Annotated in this window: 19 protein-coding genes; 9 read left to right on the top strand and 10 right to left on the bottom strand. The window is 64.7% G+C overall.

What is annotated here, in order from left to right:
* Positions 1-99: 99 nt before the first annotated feature.
* From dxs to DBR47_RS16260, 3 genes are read right to left on the bottom strand one after another with little or no spacing between them, the layout of a single operon-like run.
* Positions 100-2,043, bottom strand: coding sequence for a 1-deoxy-D-xylulose-5-phosphate synthase (dxs, locus tag DBR47_RS16270; RefSeq protein WP_124451908.1), 1,944 nt, complete (start codon positions 2,041-2,043; stop codon positions 100-102).
* A gap of 36 nt (positions 2,044-2,079) precedes the next feature.
* Positions 2,080-2,994 (bottom strand): polyprenyl synthetase family protein, encoded by a 915-nt coding sequence (locus tag DBR47_RS16265; RefSeq protein ID WP_124451906.1) that lies wholly within the window; start codon positions 2,992-2,994, stop codon positions 2,080-2,082.
* On the bottom strand, positions 2,979-3,230 hold the full coding sequence (locus DBR47_RS16260) for an exodeoxyribonuclease VII small subunit (protein WP_124451904.1): 252 nt from the start codon (positions 3,228-3,230) through the stop codon (positions 2,979-2,981). Before DBR47_RS16260 ends, DBR47_RS16265 begins: the two co-directional genes overlap by 16 nt.
* Before the next feature lie 451 nt (positions 3,231-3,681).
* Here DBR47_RS16260 and DBR47_RS16255 point away from each other — a divergent pair, with 451 nt between their 5' ends.
* The 3 genes from DBR47_RS16255 to DBR47_RS16245 all read left to right on the top strand — a co-directional run bounded on the left by DBR47_RS16255 (position 3,682) and on the right by DBR47_RS16245 (position 6,391).
* Positions 3,682-4,794, top strand: coding sequence for an SRPBCC family protein (locus DBR47_RS16255; RefSeq protein WP_124451902.1), 1,113 nt, complete (start codon positions 3,682-3,684; stop codon positions 4,792-4,794).
* A 119-nt stretch (positions 4,795-4,913) separates the two neighbouring features.
* A complete protein-coding gene (locus DBR47_RS16250; RefSeq protein WP_124451900.1) occupies positions 4,914-5,765 on the top strand; it encodes a sulfurtransferase in 852 nt (283 codons plus the stop codon).
* Between the two features lie 191 nt (positions 5,766-5,956).
* Positions 5,957-6,391, top strand: a complete 435-nt coding sequence (locus tag DBR47_RS16245; RefSeq protein WP_124451898.1) for a universal stress protein — start codon at positions 5,957-5,959, stop codon at positions 6,389-6,391.
* Between the two features lie 47 nt (positions 6,392-6,438).
* Here DBR47_RS16245 and DBR47_RS16240 read toward each other — a convergent pair whose 3' ends face one another.
* Both DBR47_RS16240 and DBR47_RS16235 read right to left on the bottom strand, forming a co-directional pair.
* Positions 6,439-7,218 carry a ZIP family metal transporter gene (locus DBR47_RS16240; RefSeq protein WP_124451896.1) on the bottom strand — a complete coding sequence of 260 codons (780 nt, stop codon included), beginning with the start codon at positions 7,216-7,218 and terminating at the stop codon, positions 6,439-6,441.
* 93 nt (positions 7,219-7,311) lie between these two features.
* On the bottom strand, positions 7,312-8,133 hold the full coding sequence (locus tag DBR47_RS16235; protein WP_124451894.1) for a dienelactone hydrolase family protein: 822 nt from the start codon (positions 8,131-8,133) through the stop codon (positions 7,312-7,314).
* A 107-nt stretch (positions 8,134-8,240) separates the two neighbouring features.
* Between DBR47_RS16235 and ppx the strand changes: the two genes are divergently transcribed.
* Positions 8,241-9,764, top strand: coding sequence for an exopolyphosphatase (ppx, locus tag DBR47_RS16230; RefSeq protein ID WP_124451892.1), 1,524 nt, complete (start codon positions 8,241-8,243; stop codon positions 9,762-9,764).
* 174 nt (positions 9,765-9,938) lie between these two features.
* Here ppx and DBR47_RS16225 read toward each other — a convergent pair whose 3' ends face one another.
* From DBR47_RS16225 to DBR47_RS16215, 3 genes are read right to left on the bottom strand one after another with little or no spacing between them, the layout of a single operon-like run.
* Positions 9,939-10,400, bottom strand: coding sequence for a histidine phosphatase family protein (locus DBR47_RS16225; RefSeq protein ID WP_124451890.1), 462 nt, complete (start codon positions 10,398-10,400; stop codon positions 9,939-9,941).
* A gap of 4 nt (positions 10,401-10,404) precedes the next feature.
* Positions 10,405-12,486 carry a polyphosphate kinase 1 gene (gene ppk1 / locus DBR47_RS16220; protein WP_124451888.1) on the bottom strand — a complete coding sequence of 694 codons (2,082 nt, stop codon included), beginning with the start codon at positions 12,484-12,486 and terminating at the stop codon, positions 10,405-10,407.
* Positions 12,487-12,495: 9 nt separating this feature from the next.
* Positions 12,496-13,395, bottom strand: a complete 900-nt coding sequence (locus DBR47_RS16215; RefSeq protein ID WP_124451886.1) for a UDP-2,3-diacylglucosamine diphosphatase — start codon at positions 13,393-13,395, stop codon at positions 12,496-12,498.
* 117 nt (positions 13,396-13,512) lie between these two features.
* Between DBR47_RS16215 and DBR47_RS16210 the strand changes: the two genes are divergently transcribed.
* The 5 genes from DBR47_RS16210 to DBR47_RS16190 all read left to right on the top strand — a co-directional run bounded on the left by DBR47_RS16210 (position 13,513) and on the right by DBR47_RS16190 (position 19,999).
* Positions 13,513-14,457, top strand: a complete 945-nt coding sequence (locus DBR47_RS16210) for a hypothetical protein (RefSeq protein WP_124451885.1) — start codon at positions 13,513-13,515, stop codon at positions 14,455-14,457.
* The gene (recJ, locus tag DBR47_RS16205) at positions 14,457-16,193 is read left to right on the top strand and encodes a single-stranded-DNA-specific exonuclease RecJ (RefSeq protein WP_124451883.1); all 1,737 of its coding nucleotides are present in this window, start codon (positions 14,457-14,459) and stop codon (positions 16,191-16,193) included. The genes DBR47_RS16210 and recJ overlap by 1 nt, the downstream gene beginning before the upstream one ends.
* A gap of 141 nt (positions 16,194-16,334) precedes the next feature.
* On the top strand, positions 16,335-18,212 hold the full coding sequence (locus DBR47_RS16200) for a methyl-accepting chemotaxis protein (protein WP_124451881.1): 1,878 nt from the start codon (positions 16,335-16,337) through the stop codon (positions 18,210-18,212).
* Between the two features lie 82 nt (positions 18,213-18,294).
* The gene (locus DBR47_RS16195; RefSeq protein ID WP_124451879.1) at positions 18,295-19,188 is read left to right on the top strand and encodes a 3',5'-nucleoside bisphosphate phosphatase; all 894 of its coding nucleotides are present in this window, start codon (positions 18,295-18,297) and stop codon (positions 19,186-19,188) included.
* Positions 19,189-19,366: 178 nt separating this feature from the next.
* The gene (locus DBR47_RS16190; RefSeq protein ID WP_124451877.1) at positions 19,367-19,999 is read left to right on the top strand and encodes an L-threonylcarbamoyladenylate synthase; all 633 of its coding nucleotides are present in this window, start codon (positions 19,367-19,369) and stop codon (positions 19,997-19,999) included.
* A gap of 8 nt (positions 20,000-20,007) precedes the next feature.
* Here the strand turns inward: DBR47_RS16190 and DBR47_RS16185 are convergent, their stop codons facing one another.
* Both DBR47_RS16185 and DBR47_RS16180 read right to left on the bottom strand, forming a co-directional pair.
* Positions 20,008-20,376: a glutaredoxin family protein gene (locus tag DBR47_RS16185; RefSeq protein ID WP_124451875.1), complete on the bottom strand. Its 369-nt coding sequence runs from the start codon at positions 20,374-20,376 to the stop codon at positions 20,008-20,010.
* 27 nt (positions 20,377-20,403) lie between these two features.
* A complete protein-coding gene (locus DBR47_RS16180; protein ID WP_124451873.1) occupies positions 20,404-20,760 on the bottom strand; it encodes a RidA family protein in 357 nt (118 codons plus the stop codon).
* Between the last annotated feature and the right edge of the window lies 1 nt (position 20,761).

Genomic DNA, 20,761 nt, shown 5'->3' with positions numbered 1-20,761 from the left:
AAGCCCGGGACCTGTTGCCAAGCATGAGGCAATCCTAAAAAGCTTGCCGTCGCAAGGCTTTCCAGAATCCCTCAGCGCAAGGCGCAGCTCCGCTCAGCCTTATTGATTGGCGGCCGGCCGAACCAGGGCGGGTCGGGCGCCAAAGCGCTTCAACACGGCCTGCTCGATGCCCGCGGCATCCAGCCCGCACTGCGCCATCAGGCGCGACGCATCGCCATGTTCGATGAACTCGTCGGGCAGGCCCAGTTGCAAGACCGGCAGGTTCAGGCCTGCGGCTTGCAGCGACTCCATCACGGCCGAGCCAGCGCCGCCCATGATGCAGCCGTCTTCCACCGTCACCAGTGCGTCATGCGTGCGGGCCAACTCGGCCACCAGTTCGTGGTCCAGCGGTTTCACGAAACGCATATTGGCCACCGTCGCATCCAAAGATTCGGCGGCTGCCAGCGCGGGGTAGAGCAAGGTGCCAAAACTCAGGATGGCGATGCGCGGCGCGGCCTGCGAAGCCGGCGCATTGCCGCGCAAAGGCTTGCTGGAGCTGCGGCGAATCTCGCCCTTGCCCCAGGGCAGAGCCTGCATCTCTTTTTGAATCGCCACACCGGCACCGGCCCCACGCGGATAGCGCACCGTCACCGGGCCATCATGCTGGAAGGCGGTATACAAGGCTTGGCGGCACTCGTTTTCATCCGCCGGCGTCATCACCGCCATCTTCGGGATGCAACGGGTGAAAGCGATATCGTAGTTACCGGCATGGGTGGCGCCATCGGCACCCACCAGGCCAGCCCGATCCAGAGCGAACACCACCGGCAGATTTTGCAAGGCGACGTCATGCACCATCTGGTCGTAAGCGCGCTGCAAAAAGGTCGAATAGATCGCCACCACCGGCTTGAGCCCCTCGCAGGCCAGGCCGGCGGCGAAGGTCACCGAATGCTGCTCGGCAATGCCTACATCGTGATAGCGAGTCGGAAAGCGCTTGTGGAACTCCACCATGCCCGAACCCTCACGCATGGCGGGCGTGATGCCAACCAGGCGCTTGTCCTGCTCGGCCATATCGCACAGCCATTCGCCAAACGCTTGGGTGAAGGTGGTCTTGGCGGGCGCCGTCGACTTAACGAAACCCACGGCCGGATCAAACACCCCCGAGGCCGCGTGGTACTTTACCGGATCGGCTTCGGCCAGCTTATAGCCCTGGCCTTTCTTGGTCACCACATGCAGGAATTGCGGGCCTTTTTTGTCGCGCAGATTCTCCAGCGTGGGGATCAAGGCATCCAGGTCGTGGCCATCGATGGGGCCCACATAGTTGAAGCCAAACTCTTCAAAAATGGTGCCAGGCACGACCATGCCCTTGGTGTGCTCCTCAAAGCGGCGCGCGAACTCGTACAAGGGCGTGTTCTTGAGCACGCTCTTGGCACCCTCACGGGCGGCCGAGTAGAAGCTGCCGCTCATCAAGCGGGCCAGGTATTTGTTCAGGGCACCGACGGGCGGGCTGATCGACATATCGTTGTCGTTCAGAATCACCAGCACATCACCCAGCAAGCCGCCATGCGGCACGCCTGCGTTGTTAAGCGCCTCAAAAGCCATGCCGGCCGTCATCGAGCCATCGCCGATGATGGCCACGGCCTTGCGGTCCTCGCCCTTGATCTTGGCGGCCATGGCCATGCCGTGGGCGGCCGAGATGGAGGTGGAGGAATGGCCGGTGCCGAAAGTGTCGTACTCGCTCTCGTCCCGGCGCGGGAAGCCGCTGATGCCGTCTTGCTGGCGCAAGGTGTTCATCTGATCGCGCCGACCGGTCAACACCTTGTGCGGATAGGTTTGGTGACCCACATCCCACACCAGGCGATCGTGCGGGGTGTTGAAGACATAGTGCAGGGCCACGGTCAGTTCCACCGCGCCCAGATTCGAGCCCAGATGGCCGCCCACCTTGGAGCGCGACACGGTGTCGAGCACAAAGGCGCGCAGCTCACCGGCCAGCTTGACCAGTTCGGTACGCGGCAGGCGGCGCAGATCGGCCGGGCTATTGATAGCCTGCAAAAGTGAGTAGGTCATTGCGGAGCTGTAAAGAGTCTCGGTGATGACATCAGCTTAGTTCTGGCGCTCGACCACCATATCGGCCAGCAAGCTGAGCCAAGCGGTATGCGCGAGACCGCTGGCTGCCAGGGCCTTGTGGGCCTGGTCGCGCAAATCTTGGGCCAAAGCACGAGCAGGCACCAGGCCTAGCACGCTGACATAGGTAGGCTTGTTGGCGTCTTGATCCTTGCCGGCTGTCTTGCCCAGCACAGCGGAGTCCTGGGTTACGTCCAAAATATCGTCCACCACCTGGAAGGCAAGGCCGAGGGCCGCACCATACTCCGACAGATGCACCAGGGCATGCTCGGAAGCTTGGCCACAGGCCGCGCCCATCATCACGCTGGCCTGCAGCAGCACACCGGTCTTGCGGCGATGCATATCTCGCAGGGTGCATTCATCGAGTTGCTGGCCGACGCTGGCCAGATCAATCGCCTGGCCACCGGCCATGCCAGCATGCCCAGCAGAGCGCGCCAGCAAGGAGCACAAACGCGCTTGCAGGGCGGGCGACATGGCGCTGTCGGCCGCATTGGGCGTCAACACTTCAAAAGCCAGAGCCTGCATGGCGTCACCGGCCAACATGGCCCGGGCTTCGCCAAACTTGACATGCGCGGTGGGCTTGCCACGGCGCAGCACATCGTCGTCCATGCAGGGCATATCGTCATGCACCAGAGAATAGGCATGGATCAATTCGACCGCGCAGGCCGCACGCATGGCGGCCTCGGCATCGCCGCGCACCGCGTCGTTCGCCGCCATCACCAAGAGGGGGCGCAGGCGCTTGCCACCGTCCAGGACGGCATAGCGCATGGCTTCGCCGAGACCGGCAGGCGCGTCGTTGGGCACGAAGCGATCCAGAGCCAATTCACAAGCAGCGAGTGAGCGCTGCATCCATTGTTCAAAAATACCTGCATCCACGCTCAGGAATCTCCCCATTGTTTCAATCCCTCGCCCTCAAGCACTTTGACTTGTTGTTCTACGGCCTGGAGCTTGGCGCGGCAAAAACCCAAGAGCTCGGCGCCACGTCGATAACTTTCCAACAGTTGATCGAGCGGCAACTGCCCCGCCTCCATGCCGGCAAGCAAGCGCTCCAGCTCGGCCAAGGCCTGCTCATAGCTGAGCGCGACGGCTTCTTTCGAAGCCTGTTTTGCTGAAGTACTGCTTTTTGTCATGGGTGTACGGGAAAACGGCGATTGTAGTCAGTACAGACTGGCGCATTGTCATCCGAGCGCCACGCCCCGGAAGGGGGGCAGGCTTGACAAAACAAGGGACGTATTCCTGTCAAGAGATACAATCCCGGGCTCCTGTCGAACTAGGCCCTTCCTTTTTTGGGGGCGGCATCTAGGTCTGGGTGTTGGGCTCGCGCTTGATTTTATTGGCCCAGGCCTGATGTACCGGCAGCTTTACAAGCTGTCCTGGCGCTTCAGGTTTCTTCATCGTTTTTTGCGTTGCAACCCATGGAAACACATGAGTTGGGGCGCAGATTGTCTCGCCGGCACGATGCACTTCGTCACCATTGCCGGTCTTTTGTCACATTCCCGACGTCCGGGGCGTCTTTCCACGTTCGCACTTGGCTGTGCGACGTTGAATTGACATTTGGTTTCTTGGAGACCCACTTGGATCATGTCCGACCTGAGTATTTCCCTCGCGGCTCTTAAGCGCAGCGACACGCAGCTGCCCGTTTCTTCCTACTTCGATGAGAACCTGTTCCGCAAAGAACAGGAATTGCTCTTCCAACCTGGGCCCCGCTACCTCGGTCACGCCTTGGCGGTACCCGAGGTGGGCGATTACTACGCACTGCCGCAGGAAGGCGAAGGTCGCGCGATTGTGCGTACCCGCGAAGGTCTGGAACTGATCTCCAATGTCTGCCGTCACCGCCAAGCCGTGATGCTGCGTGGGCGCGGCAATACCCGCAGCAATATCGTCTGTCCCCTGCATCGCTGGACTTACGACCTCAAGGGCGAGCTGGTCGGTGCCCCGCACTTCGATCACGACCCCTGCCTGAATCTGAAGAACTACCCGCTGCGGGAGTGGAACGGCCTGCTGTTCGAGGACAACGGCCACGACGTCGGCGCCCATCTGGCGCAGCTGGGCCCTAAGGCCGAGCTGGACTTCACGGGTTATGTGCTGGACAAGGTCCATGTGCATGAGTGCGACTACAACTGGAAGACCTTTATCGAGGTCTATCTGGAGGATTACCACGTCGGCCCCTTCCACCCGGGCCTGGGTCAGTTCGTCACCTGTGATGATCTGGCCTGGGAATTCGGCCGCAACCACTCGGTGCAAACCGTGGGGATTCACAAAGACCTGGCCAAACCGGGCTCGCCCGTCTACCAGCGCTGGCACGATCAACTGCTCAAGTTCCGTGAGGGCACGCCGCCCAAATCGGGCGCGATCTGGCTGACCTATTACCCGCACATCATGGTCGAGTGGTACCCGCATGTGCTGGTGGTGTCCACCCTATTCCCCCAAGGGCCGCAGAAGACCGCCAATATCGTCGAGTTCTACTACCCCGAGGAAATCGCCGCCTTCGAGCGCGAGTTCGTCGAAGCCCATCAGGCCGCCTATATGGAGACCTGCATCGAGGACGATGAGATCGCTCTGCGCATGGACATGGGCCGCAAGGCCTTGATGGAACGCGGCGACAACGAGGTCGGCCCCTACCAAAGCCCGATGGAAGACGGCATGTTGCACTTCCATGAGTGGTATCGCCGCGAGATGAAGCTCGAGCTCTAAGCCCACCTCCAACTCCAATGAACGCCCGCATGGCCCTGGCCCTGCGGGCGTTTTTCATGGCCCACTCGCACTGCGGCCACAATGGGCGGCAGCCCAAAATCATGGAGAACTCTCGGATCATGAGCCACGCCCCCTACCAGACCCTGATCAGCGCCTCGGAATTGCAAGCCTTGCTCAGCAGCGGCCCTGCCCCTTTGCTGATCGACCTTAGCTTCGATCTGGCTGCCACAGAGGCCGGCGAACAAGCGTTTGCGGCCGGCCATCTGCCCGGCGCCCACTATCTGCACCTGGACCGCGACCTGAGCGCCGCCAAGACCGGCAAGAACGGTCGCCACCCCCTGCCCGAGCGCCAAGGCTTTGCGCAAAAGATGGCCAGCCTGGGCCTGCGCCCAGGTCGACAAGTCGTGGCCTATGACGCGCAAGGCGGTATGTATGCTGCCCGCCTGTGGTGGATGTTGCGCTGGCTGGGTCATGCCGAAGTCGCTGTGCTGGACGGCGGCTTGGCGGCCTGGACTGAGCAAGGCGGTTCACTCAGCAAAGATGTCCAGCCAGCGCAAGCCGCTCGCTTCGAAGCCACCCAGACCTTGGTCGACTCGGTCGATGCGGACACCTTGCAAGCCAGCCTCGGCCAAGTCCTGCTGATCGACGCCCGAGCGCCCGAGCGCTTCCGTGGCGAGGTAGAGCCCTTGGACGCCCAGGCCGGCCATATCCCCGGCGCCAGCAACCGCCTGTTCAAGAACAATCTGCAGGCCGACGGCCGCTTCAAGAGTGCAGCGCTGTTGCGAGCGGAGTTTGATGCACTGCTGGGCCAGCGCCAGCCGGGCCAGGTTGTGCACCAATGCGGCTCGGGCGTGACCGCCTGCCATAACTTCTTGGCCATGCAGCATGCCGGTCTGGCCGGCGCCAAGCTCTACCCTGGTTCCTGGAGCGAATGGTCGTCCGACCCCAAGCGCCCCGTCGCCAAAGGCTGACAGCCGGACGCCAAGGGCAAGACACACTCCCACCCACTCTTGATTTAGCGCAAGATGGAGTCCGGCCGCCCCGGCCAAACTGTTTGTGCGCCATCTAGCGATGGTTCACAGACAGAGCCGGAGCCCCATGCCAAGCCAGATCCAGCAAGGGTCTGGGGCCGGTTTACAAATCCATGATCAGGAGGTCAGCCATGTTCAAGCGAATTCTTGTCCCCACCGACGGTTCCGAGATCAGCGCCAAGGCGCTCAACACCGCCATCGGCCTGGCCCGTGTGCATGGCGCCAAGCTGTTCGCGCTGAGTGTCAAAGAACCCTTCCCCTACAGCGCCGTCTCAGAAATGCAGCCGACGCCGCCGCAGGAGTTCTTTGATGCGCAAGAGCGCATTGCCGGTGCCCGCGTCAAGCTGGCCTTGGACCAAGCCACCGAGGCCGGCGTCTCCTGCGAAGGCTTCACCGTCGAAGCCCTGCACGCTTGGGAAGCCATCATCGAGTACGCAGGCAGCAATCAATGCGATCTGGTCGTGATGGCCTCACACGGCCGCCGCGGCGTGCAAGCCCTGCTGCTGGGCAGTGAAACGCAAAAGGTACTGACCCACTGCACCATCCCTGTGCTGGTCGTACGCTAAAGCAAACTTTTTGTTGAAAGCCGGCGAGCGCGAGCCCGCCGGCTTTTTCAATGGTCGTGGCCCGAAGCGGCCACCACCAGAATCACCAGGCCGATGCCGGCGGCCAACCAGGCTAGCTGCAAGACCGTGTCCCGCCAGGGCAGGCGACGTTGCAGCTGCGGAATCAGATCCGCCACCGCCACATAAACAAAGCTGCTGCTGGCCGCGACCAGCAGATAAGGGAAGAGCGCCTCCCAGGGGCCCACGACGAAATACCCCAGGACCCCGCCCGCCACGGCCGCCAGGCCCGAGATGGCGTTGAACAGCAAGGCCTTGCGCCGGCTGAAGCCCGCGTTCAGGAGCACGATGTAGTCGCCCACCTCTTGCGGGATCTCATGGGCCACGATGGCCAGCGAGGTCACCAAGCCCAGATGCGGGTCGGCCAAAAAGGCCGCGGCGATGATGATGCCGTCGCAAAAATTGTGGATGCTGTCACCCACCAGCACGCTCAAGCCGCCACGACCCGCCTGTTCGGCATCGAAATGATGGTGGTGGTGATGGCCATCGCCCTCGTGATGATGGGTGTGGCGATACAGCTCCACCTTCTCCAGCAGAAAGAAAAACATCAGGCCGCCCAGCAAGACCATGAACAAGGCATGCGGGCTGGCCTTGCTCTCAAAAGCCTCGGGCAAGACATGCAGCAAGGCCGTGGCCAGCAACACGCCGGTGGACAGGCTCACCAAATTCTTGACGATACGGCCCAAGAGGCTCACCGTCAGGCTGGCCGCGATCAAAACCGACAGCAGGCCACCCGAGAAGGTGGCCAGCACGATATAAAAAAGAGTCATCAAAATCCCGAGCTGGGCTTAAAACCAAACAAGAACCGCGCCATACGGGGCGCGGTCATCCATCCATTCTTTGAGCCTTGGTGCAAACAAGACTCAAGCTACGCCATGGGCCTTGAACCAGGCCAGGCATCGCTGCCAGCCATCGACGGCCTCGTCCTGGCGATAGCTGGGACGGTAGTCGGCAAAGAAAGCATGCGGGGCCTGCGGGTAGACATGAATCTCGCTACGCTGCGCGGCCACCGAGCCATTCTTCAGAGCAAGCCTCATCTTATCAACCGTGTCAAGCGCGATGCCCTCATCGCGCCCGCCATACAAACCCAGCACGGGCCCGTGCAGCTGCGCCACCCGGTCAATCGGGTGGGCGGGAGTGCGTTCATTGCACACACCGATCATGCGGCCATACCAGGCCACGGCGGCCCGCACGGCCGGGTTGTGGGCGGCATAGAGCCAGCTGATACGCCCGCCCCAACAAAAGCCGGTCACGCCCAGGCGACCCATATCGCCGCCCTGGGCCTGAGCCCAGGCAAGGACGGCGTCCAGATCCTTCATGACCTGGGCATCCGGCACCTTGTAAACCACCTCCTGCATCAGCGAAGGGATGTCGCCGTAGGCCCCCGGATCGCCCTGGCGCAGAAAGAGCGCCGGCGCCAGGGCCCAATAGCCCTGCTGCGCCAAGCGCCGGGCTACATCGGCGATGTGCTCGTGCACGCCAAAAATTTCGCTGATCAGCAGGATCACCGGCGGCCTGTCCACACCCAGTGGCCGGGCGCTGTAGCCAGTCAGCGAAAAACCCTCCACATCGAGGCTGAAGTGGCCCGTCTGCAAGCCCTGGTCCGGGGTGTGAATCGCCTGCGTCAGCAAGGCTTGGGAGGCAGCGGCATAGCCCAGGGACGCGGAAGGGAGGGCTTGGTTCATGGATTGGGGCAGTCTGTGGTGGGAGAACCGCAGGCATTTTAGGTAAGCGCTTGAAAGCCGGCCTCGCCTGGGCTGGATAGGCTTTGTTTGCCCCGACAATTGCCCGCATGATTTTGCATCCTGCCTCCACCACCCCGGACATCGCTGCGCCCCTGGCCGCCATCGATATGGGCTCCAACAGCTTCCGGCTTGAGATCGCGCAGATGCCGCGCGGCCAATACAAACGCCTGGAGTATTTGAAGGAAACCGTGCGCCTGGGCGCCGGCCTGGACGCCGAAGGCATGCTCACCGAAGCCGCCATGCAGCGCGGCCTGGACTGCTTGCAGCGCTTTGCCCAGCGCCTCAAAGGCTTCCCGCCCGCGCGCGTGCGCGCCGTGGCGACGCAGACCCTGCGCGAGGCCAAGAATCGCAACGCCTTTCTGGCCCGCGCCCAGGAAGTGCTGGGCTTTCCCATCGAGGTGATCTCGGGCCGCGAAGAGGCGCGCCTGATCTTTGCCGGCGTGGCCCGCTTGCAGCCCGGCGACAAGCCGCGCCTGGTGATCGATATCGGCGGCCGCTCCACCGAGATGATTCTGGGCCGCGGCCGGCGCCCACAGGCGGCCGAGTCCTTCCAGGTCGGCAGCGTCAGCCTTTCGCTGCGCTTTTTCCCTGAGGGTCTGTTCACCGCCGAAGCTTTTCGCGCCGCCCAGGTGGCCGCCGGTGCCGAGTTGGAAGAAGCCCTGACGCTCTTCAAACCCGCGCTGTGGCAGCAGGCCCTGGGCTCCTCGGGCACGGTTGGCGCCGTGGCGCAAATCCTCGCCGCCACCGGCATCACCGACGGTCGCATCACCCCGGACGCCTTGCGCTGGTGCATCGCCCAGTGCCTGGAAGCAGGCAGCATGGACAAACTCAAGCTGCCCGGCCTCAAAGAAGACCGCCGCGCCGTCGTGGGCGGCGGCCTGTGCATTCTCTACACCTTGCTGACCCAGTTCGGCATCGAGGAGTTGCTGCCCGCCAAGGGCGCGCTACGCCAGGGCGTGATCTTCGATCTGGTCGAGCGGCTTGAATCCAGCCTGACGACCGATGGCATTGCCAAACAAGATATGCGCGAGGCCTCGGTGGCCGGCTTGCAAAAGCGTTTTGCCGTCGATCTGGCCCAGGCCGAGCGGGTGCAAGCCATTGCGCTCAATCTCTACCAGCAGTTGCAGCCGCGCGCCCCGCGCGAGCGCCAGCGCGAGCTGGCCTGGGCGGCCGGCCTGCATGAGATGGGCATGATGGTGTCCCATCACGACCACCACCGCCACAGCGCCTATCTGCTGGCCCATGTGGACGCGGCCGGCTTCTCACAAAACCAGCTCAAGCGCCTGGGCGATCTGGCCCTGGGTCAGCGCGGTGGCCTGCGCAAGCTGGAGGCGGCGCTGAGCGATGAAAGCCTGCTCTGGCAACTGCTCTGCCTACGCCTGGCCGTCATCAAAAGCCATGCCCGCGAGGCGGTGGAGTCCAAGGCTCTGCGCCTGCGGCGCCAAGGGCGCAAGGTGGAGCTGAATCTGCCCAAGTCCTGGGCCAGCGAACACCCGCGCACCGTGTTCTTGCTGCAGGAAGAAGTGGCGGCCTGGGCGCGCAGCGGGGTCTTGGAGTTGAGCTTGGTCTAAAGACCTTGGCTAGGAGTCTGTCGGACTTGGAATCCGCCGACGGAAAGTCGGCCGCAGCGGTCCATTTCTCACCGGCTTTTTGCCCCATAGCCAGGCTATGGGGCTGCAAATCCGGCAAGAACTGTCCTCGCTGGGGCCGATTTCCGCTTTCGGCGGCCCAAGTCCGACAGACTCCTAGAGAAAATCGGGGCCCTGCACCGCTTGCAAGACCACCTCTTGCTGCCCCTCGCGCTGACGCGCGCGCAGCCACCAGACCGCCCCCTTTTTGACCGACCAAGGCTGCGGGCTGCCCGTTAGCAACTGGGCGGCCAGCAGGCCCAGGGTGGGCTGATGGCCCACGATCAGCACCGGCTCGCTGCTGGCGGGCCAACGCGCGGCGGCCAGCAGATCGGCCACGCTGGCGTCTGGCGCCAAGCTGGGCAGGATGCGCAGCTCGCGGCCCAGGGCCGCGGCGGTGGCGCGGGTACGCTGGGCCGGGCTCACCAAGACCCGAGTCGAAGCGGCCAGGCGTCGGTTCAACCACTCGGCCATGCGTGCCGCCTGGCGCTCGCCCTTGCGGGTCAGGCAGCGCTCCAGATCCTTGCCGCCTTCGCGCAGCAACTCGGCCTCGGCATGGCGCCACAGAATCAGGTCCATGGCCTCAATCCCTCTGAGCGCGGAACAGGCGCATCAGCGCATGTTGAGCGCAAGGCCCTTGGGTGGAGATGCGGCTGGAATGCCCGTCCGGCCCCAGCTGCCAGGCGTCCAAGCCATCGTGCAGATAGGGCACCAAGGCCTCGTCGATGATGCGCTGACGCAGCTTGGGGTCGTTGATCGGCCAGGCCACCTCGATGCGGCGGAACATATTGCGACTCATCCAGTCGGCGCTGGACAGGTAGAGCGCCGTGTCCTCCTCGCGCTCGCCCCACTGGAAGTAGCAAACCCGGGTGTGCTCCAGAAAACGGCCGACGATGGAGCGCACGACGATGTTGTCGCTAATGCCTGGCAGGCCGGGCGGCAGCATGCAGGCGCCGCGCACGATCAGATCCACCTTGGCGCCGGCCTGGCTGGCTCGGAGGATGCCCTCGATCAGCTCTGCGTCGGTCAGGGCATTGATCTTGATCACCAGGCGGGCCGGTTTGCCCGCGCGCGCGGCGGCCTCGACCTGGCCCAACATCTCCATCATGCGGCTGTGCATATTGAAGGGGGCCAGCAGCAGGCGGCGCGGGGTCTTGATCTTGCCCAGCGAGGCCAGCTGGCGGAACACCGAGTCCACATCGCTGGTCAATTCGGAGTCGGCCGTCATATAGCCCAGATCGGTGTAGAAGCGGGCGGTGCGCGGGTTGTAATTGCCGGTGGACAAATGCGCATAACGGCGAAACTTAGCACCCTCGCGCCGGGTCACCAGCAGCAGCTTGGCATGGGTTTTGAAGCCCACGATGCCGTACACCACCTGGGCCCCCACCGCTTCCAGACGCTCGGCCCAGTTGATATTGGCCTCCTCGTCGAAGCGGGCCTTGAGCTCCACCACCGCCATCACTTCCTTGCCACGCCGCGCTGCTTCGATCAGCAAGTCCATCAGGGCCGACTTGGCGCCGGTGCGGTAAATCGTCTGCTTGATGGCCAGCACATCGGGGTCTTCCACCGCCTCGCGCAAAAACTCCACCACCGGATCGAAGCTCTCGAAGGGGTGGTGCAGCAGCACATCGCCCTTACGGGCCAGGCGCTCGAAGATGGACTTCTGGCGCGGCAGCCGGGCCTGCGGCCAGGCCGGCTCATGCGGCTCGAAGCGCAGCTCGGGTGCGTCGGTCTGATCGATCAACTCGTTCAGGCGCACCAGATTGACCGGGCCGTTGACGCGGTAGAGCGCCGCCTCGGGCAGATCGAATTGCTCCAGCAGGAATTGCGAGAGCTCGGCCGGGCAAGTGTTGACCACCTCCAGGCGCACGGCACGGCCGAAGTGGCGGGTGGTCAGGCCCGAGCGCAGGGCGCTGCGCAGATTGGCGATCTCCTCCTCATCCACCTCCAGATCGGAGTCGCGGGTGACGCGGAACTGCGAGAACGCCTCGACCTTGCGGCCGCCGAACAAGTCCTCCAAATGCGCCCGGATCACGCTGGTCAGCAGTACAAAAGCCTGCTGGCCCTGGGCCACCGACTCGGGCAGGCGGATCACCCGCGGCAGCACCCGCGGCACTTTGACGATGGCGATTCGGTTGTCGCGGCCAAAGGCATCCTTGCCGGACAGGCGCGCGATGAAGTGCAGGGACTTGTTGGCCACCTGCGGGAAGGGGTGGGCCGGGTCCAGGCCCACGGGCATCAGCAAGGGCCGCACCTCGCGCTCAAAAAACTTGGCCACCCAGGCACGCTGAGCTTCGTTGCGATCGGCGTGGTTGAGGATGGTGATCTGGTGCTGGCGCAGTTCTGGCATCAACTGCTCGTTGAAGATGCCGTACTGCTCGTCGATCAAGGTGTGGGCGGCGCGGGCCACCCGCTCGACATCGCGGTTATCCACCTGGCTTTGCGGGTCGCGCGCCGCGTCCAGCATATCGGCGAAGCGCACCTCGAAAAACTCGTCCAGATTGGAGGAGACGATGCAGATATAGCGCAGCCGCTCCAGCAGCGGCACATCCAGGCGCTGGGCCTGGGCCAGCACGCGCCGGTTGAATTCCAGAATGGCTTTCTCGCGATTCAGCAGAGCCGGGATGATGGAGGTGGGTGTGGCTTTGTCTACGGCAGGATTCATGAAACGATTTTAGGGCTGCGACTCTAGGGCTCTGGCCAAGGCGGGCCGGGCTTTTTGCAGGGCCAGCGGTAGGCTGGCCCGGGCCGCACTCCAGTCCAAAATCTCCAAAGTCCCGTCCGCGTGCTCCACCAGGGCGGTCAGGCTCTCCACCCAGTCGCCATCGTTGCAATAAAGAATGCCGTCGATATCACGCATCTCGGCATGGTGAATATGGCCACAAACAACACCTTGCACGCCGCGCTTGCGCGCTTCACGGGCCACCGCCACCTCAAAGTCCGAGACATAGCTGACCGCCCGCTTGACCTTGAGCTTCAAATACTTGGACAAACTCCAGTAAGGCAGGCCGAATTTGGCGCGTAAATGGTTGAGGTAGCGATTGAGCTTGAGCGTGATCTCATAAGCCGTGTCGCCCAGATGAGCTAACCATTTGGCGCACTGGATCACGCCGTCAAACAAATCACCATGGGTGATCCAGAGCTTGCGGCCGTCGGCCGTCTCATGCACCCATTCCTTCACCACCTCGATGCCGCCGAAGTTGTGATTTAGGTATTTGCGAGCGAACTCATCGTGATTGCCTGGTACGAAGAAGACCCGGCAACCCTTGCGCGCCTTGCGCAAGAGCTTTTGCACCACATCGTTATGCGCCTGTGGCCAGTACCAGCTGCGCCGCAGCTGCCAGCCGTCGATGATGTCACCGACCAAGAACAGCTGCTCGCACTCCACCTCGCGCAAGAAGTCCAGCAAGGCCTCGGCCTGGCAGCCGGGCGTGCCCAGATGCAGGTCGGAGATCCACACCGTTCGGTAGCGGCGGCTGGGCGTGTCCACGCCCTCGGCCGCTTCCGTGGCTGGGTCGAGACAAGCACCCGCAGCCGTGGCGGCGGCGCGCATCAGGGCGTGGTCGTTCTGCATGGTTTTGCAGTCTCGGCCTCGCCCATGTCGGACCCGTGGCAAGTTTGTGAAGCTTGCGTGACGGCCGCACAAGGCCTTGCAAAGTCGCCATGCCGTCCCGCGCTCGATAATGCCGCCATGCATCTGATGATTCCCCATGCCAGCGCCCTGGGCGAGGCCTGCAAGCACAGCCTGGGCACCTTGGCCCTGCCCCATCTCTCGGCCCTGATGGGCTTGCTCAAAGCCGAGGGCCAGGCCCTGGGCAGCGACGAGTACAGCCTCAACACGCCATTCGAGCTGGCCCTGGCCCGCGAGCGTGGCTTGGCGGATACCTCGGCACCCGTACCCACCGCCGCCTGGCTGGCCGCCGAGGCGGGTTTGCCCAGCGGCGCCGGCCAAGCCTGGGCCTTGCTCAGCCCCATGCATCTGGCCGTGGGCAGCGATCAAGTCACCGCCTACGCCCCCGAACTGCTGGAACTGAGCGAGGAGGAATCACGTGCCTTCTTCGCCGCCTTGGCCGAGCTGTGGCCTTCTGATGAAGGCTGGCAGGCTCACTGGCTGAGCCCCCTGCAATGGCTGATCAGCCACCCCAGCTTGGCCGGCCTGCCAAGCGCCAGCCTGGACCGGGTGGTGCAACGCAATGTCGCCACCTGGATGCCCGAAGCCCGCCGCCTGCGCACCCTGCAAAACGAGGCCCAGATGCTTTTGCATCGCCAGCCCCTGAACACAGCGCGCGAAGCCCGCAAGGCCCTGCCCCTGAACTCCTTGTGGATCAGCGGCTGTGGCGCTGAAAGCCCCGGGGCCAAGCCCCTGCCCGCCGATCTGCGCCTGGACAGCAGCCTGCGCCAGCCCCTGCTGATGGAAGACTGGGCCGCCTGGGCCGAGGCCTGGGCGCGGCTGGACGATGGCGCCGTCTCGCATCTGCTCAACGAGGCCAGGCTGGGCAAATCGGTCCAGCTGACGCTCTGCGGCGAGCGCTTGGCCCGCAAATTCATCCTGCCTGCGCGCAGCCCGCTGCAAAAAACCTTGCACCGCTGGCTGCCGCCACGGGCCGAGGTGCACAGCCTGCTGGAGGGCTTGTAATGAATAACGCGCCCGAGCTGAGCACCCGCGATGTGCCGCCCCGCGCCGCCTGGGCCCTGGAACAAGCGGGCGTGCCGCCGCTGCTGGCCCGGCTCTTCGCCTCACGCGGCGTGAAAGACCCGGCCGAGCTGGACGAGGGCCTGGCCCGCCTGCTCTCGCCCGACACGCTCAAGGGCAATGCCGAGGCCGCCGTTCTGCTGGCCGATGCGATAGAAGCGGGCGAGCGCATCTGCCTGGTGGCCGATTACGACTGCGACGGCGCCACCGCCTGCGTGGTGGCCTTGCGCGGTCTGGCCATGCTGGGCGCTAGACCCGAGCAATTGGGCTATGTGGTGCCGGACCGGGCCATCCACGGCTATGGTCTGACGCCCGCCATCGTCGAGCTGGCCCTGCCGCAGCGCCCGCAGGTCTTGATGACGGTGGACAACGGCATCGCCAGCATCGCCGGTGTGGCCCACGCCAAGGCCTTGGGCCTGAAGGTGCTGGTGACCGATCACCACCTGCCCGCCATCATCGACGGTGTGGTGCAACTTCCCGCAGCCGACGCCTTGGTCAACCCCAGCCAACCCGGCTGCGCCTTCGAGAGCAAGAACTTGGCCGGCGTGGGCGTGGCTTTTTACGTGCTGCTGGCCTTGCGCAGCGAGCTACGGCGCCGTGGCCGCTTCGATGGCACCACGCAGCCCAAGCTGGACGGCTTGCTGGACCTGGTCGCCCTGGGCACGGTGGCCGACGTGGTCAAGCTGGACGCCAACAACCGCCGCCTGGTGGCCCAAGGCCTCAAGCGCATGCGGGCCGGCCGGGTGCAGCCCGGTGTTGCCGCCCTGTTCAGCGCCGCCGGCCGCGACTGCAGCCGCGCCAATGCCTTTGATCTGGGCTTTGCTCTGGGGCCACGCATCAACGCGGCGGGGCGGCTGTCGGACATGACCTTGGGGATAGAGTGCCTGCTCAGCGATGAGCCCACGCGCGCCCTGGAACTGGCCAAAAAACTGGACGCCATCAACCGCGAACGCCGCGAGATCGAGGCCGATATGAAGGAGCAGGCCGAGCTCAAGCTGGCCGAGCTGCTGCGCCAGCCCTTGCTGCAAGGCCAGCCCCCGACCGCTCTGTGCCTGTTCGAGCCGGAGTTCCACGAGGGCGTGGTGGGCATCATCGCCTCGCGCCTGAAGGACCGCATCCATCGGCCTACTTTCGTCTTTGCACGGGGTGCGGACGGTCAGCTCAAGGGCTCGGGCCGCTCCATCCCCGGCTTTCATCTGCGCGACGCGCTGGACCTGGTCAGCAAGCGCCAGCCGAATTTGCTCAAGAAGTTTGGCGGCCATGCCATGGCGGCGGGCTGCACCCTGGTGGAAGACGGTTTCGAGGCCTTTGACGCCGCCTTGCAAGAAGTCGCCGCCGAATGGCTGGACGCCGCCGCACTCACCCGCCAACTGCGCACCGACGGCCCCCTGCCGCCCGAGCTGCACACCCCCGCCACCGTGCGCGAGCTGGAGGCGCAGGTCTGGGGTCAGGCTTTTGAGGCGCCCTTGTTCTGCGATCAGGTGGAGGTGATCTCGCAGCGCATCGTGGGCGAGCGCCACCTCAAGCTGCGGGTGCGCCAGGCCGGCGTGCTGCGCGACGCGATCTGGTTCGGCCATATCGACCCCGTGCCCACCAGCGGCCGCCTGGCCTACCGCCTGAGCCTGGATGAGTACCAGGGCCAGCAGCGGGTGCAGCTGGTGGTGGAGGCCCTGGTCTGAGCCGCCCATTCCACGCAGGGCGTGAACTATGCACGCCTTGCCGAAGGGGCGAGGGTGAACCCCTAACTCCGTCACAGCACTGACACGAGCCCAGCCTCCAATCGGGTCATTGAAACAAGGCCTGACCCCGGGCACGCTCCCATGAATTTCTCCCTCGGCATCGGCCAAGCACCGAGTCTGAAATCCCGTCTTCTGCTGATCGCCCTGCTCTCCCTGACCCTGGGCCTGCTGCCCAGCAGCCTGCTACTCCAAGAGCTGCTGGGCCGCCTGGACCATATCGCCCGCGAAAGCCAGGGCCTGCCCCTCAACAAGCAGTGGCAGCTCTCCCTGAGCCAACTCCACGCCCACAAGCAGCTTGCCGTCGAGGCCCTGAACAGCCGCCCCGCTGCCCGCGAGGAACTGCCAGCCACCGCACTCGCCGCCCAGCAAAGCCTGCGCGACATCGCCCCGCAAGACCCGGCCGCCCTGGCCCTGGCCGAGTCGCTGCAGGCCTTGCAGCAAGGCCTGAGCGAGGGCCAGATCGACAGCGCCAAGCTGCTGAGTGAACACCAAGCCCTGGAGACCCAGGCCCTGCAGGCCATCAACGCCTTCAACCGCAGACAGGGCCTCTTGCTGGACCCCGAACCCGCCAGCCACTTTGCCATCCTGGCCGGTTTGCAGGCCGCGCCCCAGGTGGCGGCCGCCTTGTCCGAGCTGAGCAGCATCGCGCGTGCCGCCGCCGTGGACGATGTGGCCCGCGTCAGCGCCGCCCTAGCCCGCTACCGCCTGCATGCCGAGGCCATGCAGCAGCAGCTGATGGCGGCCAAAGAAGCCGACGCCGCCCTGGGCCTGATCCTCAGCCCCTTGCTGACCCAGGCCGAGCAGCAACGCCGCCTGGTGGATGCCACCATGCAGGCCGCCGCCCAGGATGTGAACTACCCGCTGGAGCAACTGGCCGCCGGATTTGCTAACGCCGCCGGCCAGCAAGCCGAGCTGTCGCGCCAGGTGATGCAGGTGCTGGATCAGCGCCTGCAGGCCCGCGCCAGCGCGGCCAGACTGCAGCGCAATCTCTTGCTGCTGCTCACCCCCATGCTGCTGGGCCTGCTGGCCTGGGTGCTGTGGCGGGCCAGCCGGCAGCTGCTGCAGCCGGTGCAGCAAATGCTCGATGTGGCCGAGCGCATCGCCGCCGGCGATCTGAGCCAGAGCGTGCCCCTCGGCCGCGCCGACGAGCTGGGCCGGGTGCTGGCCGCCATGGCCGAGATGCAGATCAAGCTGCGCGAGCTGGTGGCGCAAATCCACCGCGGCGCCGGCGGCATACGCCTGGCCGCACACGAAATCGCCGGGGGCAACCAAGACCTGGCCGATCGCACCGAGACCGCCGCCTCGCATCTGCAGCAAACCTCCTCCAGCGTGGATCTGCTGGACCGCGCCGTGCAAAGCAGCAGCCGCGCCACCGCCGATGCCTCGGCCCTGGCCCACAGCGCCAGCGGCATGGCGACGCAAGGCGGCGAGGTGGTGAGCCAGGTGGTGGCGACCATGAACGGCATCCAGCAGGCCTCGCGCAAGATCAGCGAGATCACCGGCTTGATCGATGGCATCGCGTTTCAAACCAATATCCTGGCCCTGAACGCCGCCGTCGAGGCGGCGCGTGCGGGCGAACAAGGCCGCGGCTTTGCCGTCGTGGCCTCCGAGGTGCGCGCCCTGGCCGGCCGCTGCAGCGCGGCAGTGAAAGACATCAAGGTCTTGATCGCCGGCAGCAGCGAACGGGTGGAGCAAGGCTCCAGCCTGGCGGAGGACGCCGGTGCAGCCATGCAAAAAATCGTCGCCAAGGTGCAAGAGGTCACCGCGGTGATGCAGGGCATGGACCGCCAAGCCCGGGAGCAAGCCGGCCAGACCCAGGCCCTGGGCCAGGCGGTGCGCGCCATCGACGCCATGACCCAGCAAAATGCCGCCCTGGTGCAGCAATCCGCCGCCTCGGCCGAGGCCTTGCGCGGCCAAGCCCAGGCCATGGAAGGCGCGGTACAGGCTTTCCGGCTTTGATTCAAGGCGGATAGCGCCAAGACCTCACGGCCGGCATAACCCTGCAGGCCCTGCGAGCGGGGTGGCGGCCTAAAATGGCCGGGTGAACCTCACTCAAACCCCGCGCTGCACCGTTGACGTCAGCACCAATGCCGATCTGCACTGCCACTCCCGGGTGTCGGACGGTACTTTGCAACCCGAAGAACTGGCACGCCGAGCCAAAGATCAGGGGGTGGAGTTGTGGGCGCTGACCGATCACGACGAGGTCGGCGGCCAGCAGCGCGCCCTGGACACGGCCCTGTCCCTGGGCCTGCCCTATCTGACCGGCGTTGAGATTTCGGTCAGCTTTGCCGGCCGCGTCGTGCATATCGTGGGCCTGGGCTTTGAGCACAAGAATTCGGCCCTGATTGAAGGCTTGCACACCACACGCGGCGGCCGCGAGCAACGCGCCCGCGAGATGGCCGCGGGCCTGGCCCAGGTGGGCATCAAGGGCGCTTTTGAAGGCGCGCTGAAATTTGTGGGCAACCCGGAGCTGATCTCACGCACCCACTTCGCGCGCTTTCTGGTGGAGTCCGGCCACTGCAGCGATGTGAGTGAGGTCTTCCGCCGCTATCTCACCGAGGGCAAGCCGGGCTATGTGGAACACCGCTGGGCCAAGCTGGGAGATGCTTTGCGCTGGATTTTGCAAGCCGGCGGCCAGGCGGTGATTGCCCACCCGGCGCGCTATGCCTTCACGCCCACCGAGGAGTACGCCCTGATCACCGAGTTCATGGGCCATGGCGGCCGTGGCATCGAAGTCGTGACCGGCAGCCACTCGGCGGCCGAGGCCGTCAAATACACCGAAACCGCGCTGGAGTTCGGCCTCTACGCATCACGCGGCTCCGACTTCCATTCGCCCGAGGAAAGCCGGGTCGATCTGGGCCGGCTGGACGGTTTGTCGGGCCGACTCAAGCCCATCTGGGAGTTGCTGCAGGACAGGATTCATTGGCCTGCGTGAAGCAAATTTGAATGCACAGCACTGAGCCCGGCGCGAGACGGTAGGCTGTTGTGTGCAGCGAAGTAAAGGGGGAGGCTGCAGCCGCAGGCTGCAGACGGAGGACATGAGCGAAACACAGCAGCCTGCCGTTTCGCGCCATCGCAGACCACGTCCCCCCAAGCCTCGGTAACAATAGGCCATGGCTCAAAACTTCGAAGTTCATCCCGAGAACCCGCAGGCTCGCTTTCTCAAGCAAACGGCGCAGATCCTGCATGCGGGCGGCGTCGCGGCCATCCCCACGGACTCCAGCTATGCCCTGGTCTGCCGTCTGGACGATAAGGCGGCGGTGGAGAATCTGCGCCGCATCCGCGGGGTGGACGACAAGCACCACCTGACCCTGCTGTGCCGCGACTTGAGCGAACTGGCCAGCTACGCGCGGGTAGACAACCAGCAATACCGCCTGCTCAAGCTGGCAACACCTGGCCCCTTCACCTTCATTCTGGAGGCGACCAAGGAAGTGCCGCGTCGCCTCTCTCACCCTTCGCGCCGCACCATAGGCCTGCGGGTGCCGGACCACAAGGTGACGCAAGAGCTGCTGGCCATCTTCGGCCAACCCCTGCTGGCCACCACTTTGATCCCGCCGGGCGAGGACGAGCCGCTCAACGACGCGGCCGATATCTCGGCCCGCTTTGACAAGCTGCTGCAAGTCATCGTTGACGCCGGTGCCTGCGCCCTGCAACCCACCACGGTGATCGACCTCAGCGGCGACGAGCCGGTGCTGGTGCGGCGCGGCCAGGGCGACCCGGACAAGCTGGGCCTAAGTTTCGACTGATCAGGGCCTCATAGTTTCAAGGCCTGCGCCACCCGCTGCTTGTCAAAGCCCAGCTGGGTCTGCCCCCGCACCACCATGGTCGGCGTGCCGCGCGCCCCGCGCGCTTGGTACTCGCTCATGCAAGCCGCATCCGTTTCGATAAAGCATTCCTGAAACGGCACGGCCTGAGCCGTCATCCAGCGCCGCGCCTTCTCGCAGAAGACGCAGGTGGTGGAGGAAATCATGCGGATATCGCCCGGCTTGGCCAGCTCACGCAGGGTTTGCGCCTGAGAACGAGCCAGCCACCAGGAGGCGGCTTGGCTCAAACTCCAAACGCCCAGAACAATCAGCAGCAGGGGCCAAAACTGCTTGGCCGAGCGGCCCTTGGTCTTGTCCATCAGCGCTGGGCCAGGCTCAGCTCAAGCTCAAACAGCGGCCGTCACCACAATCTCCACCTTCCACTCCGGGCGGGCCAGCTTGGCCTCGACGGTGGCGCGGGGGGGCGTGTGGCCGGGAGCGACCCAGGCGTCCCAGGCGGCGTTCATGCCAGGGAAGTCGGCCAGATCGGCAATAAAGATTTGCGCGCGCAGGATCTTGGTTTTGTCTGAGCCGGCGCGGGCCAGCAAGGCGTCGATGGCGGCCAGCACCTGGGCCGTCTGGCCAGTGATGTCCTGGCTGGCGTCCTCGGGGATTTGCCCGGCCAGATAGACCACGCCGTTGTAAACAGCCATCTCGGACATGCGGGCGCCGACGTCGAAGCGCTCAATTGAAGAGTTAGACATA

This window comes from Paucibacter sp. KBW04, assembly GCF_003852425.1.
In the GTDB taxonomy this organism is placed as follows: domain Bacteria; phylum Pseudomonadota; class Gammaproteobacteria; order Burkholderiales; family Burkholderiaceae_C; genus Paucibacter_A.
This window is presented reverse-complemented; position numbering and strand designations above follow the sequence as displayed.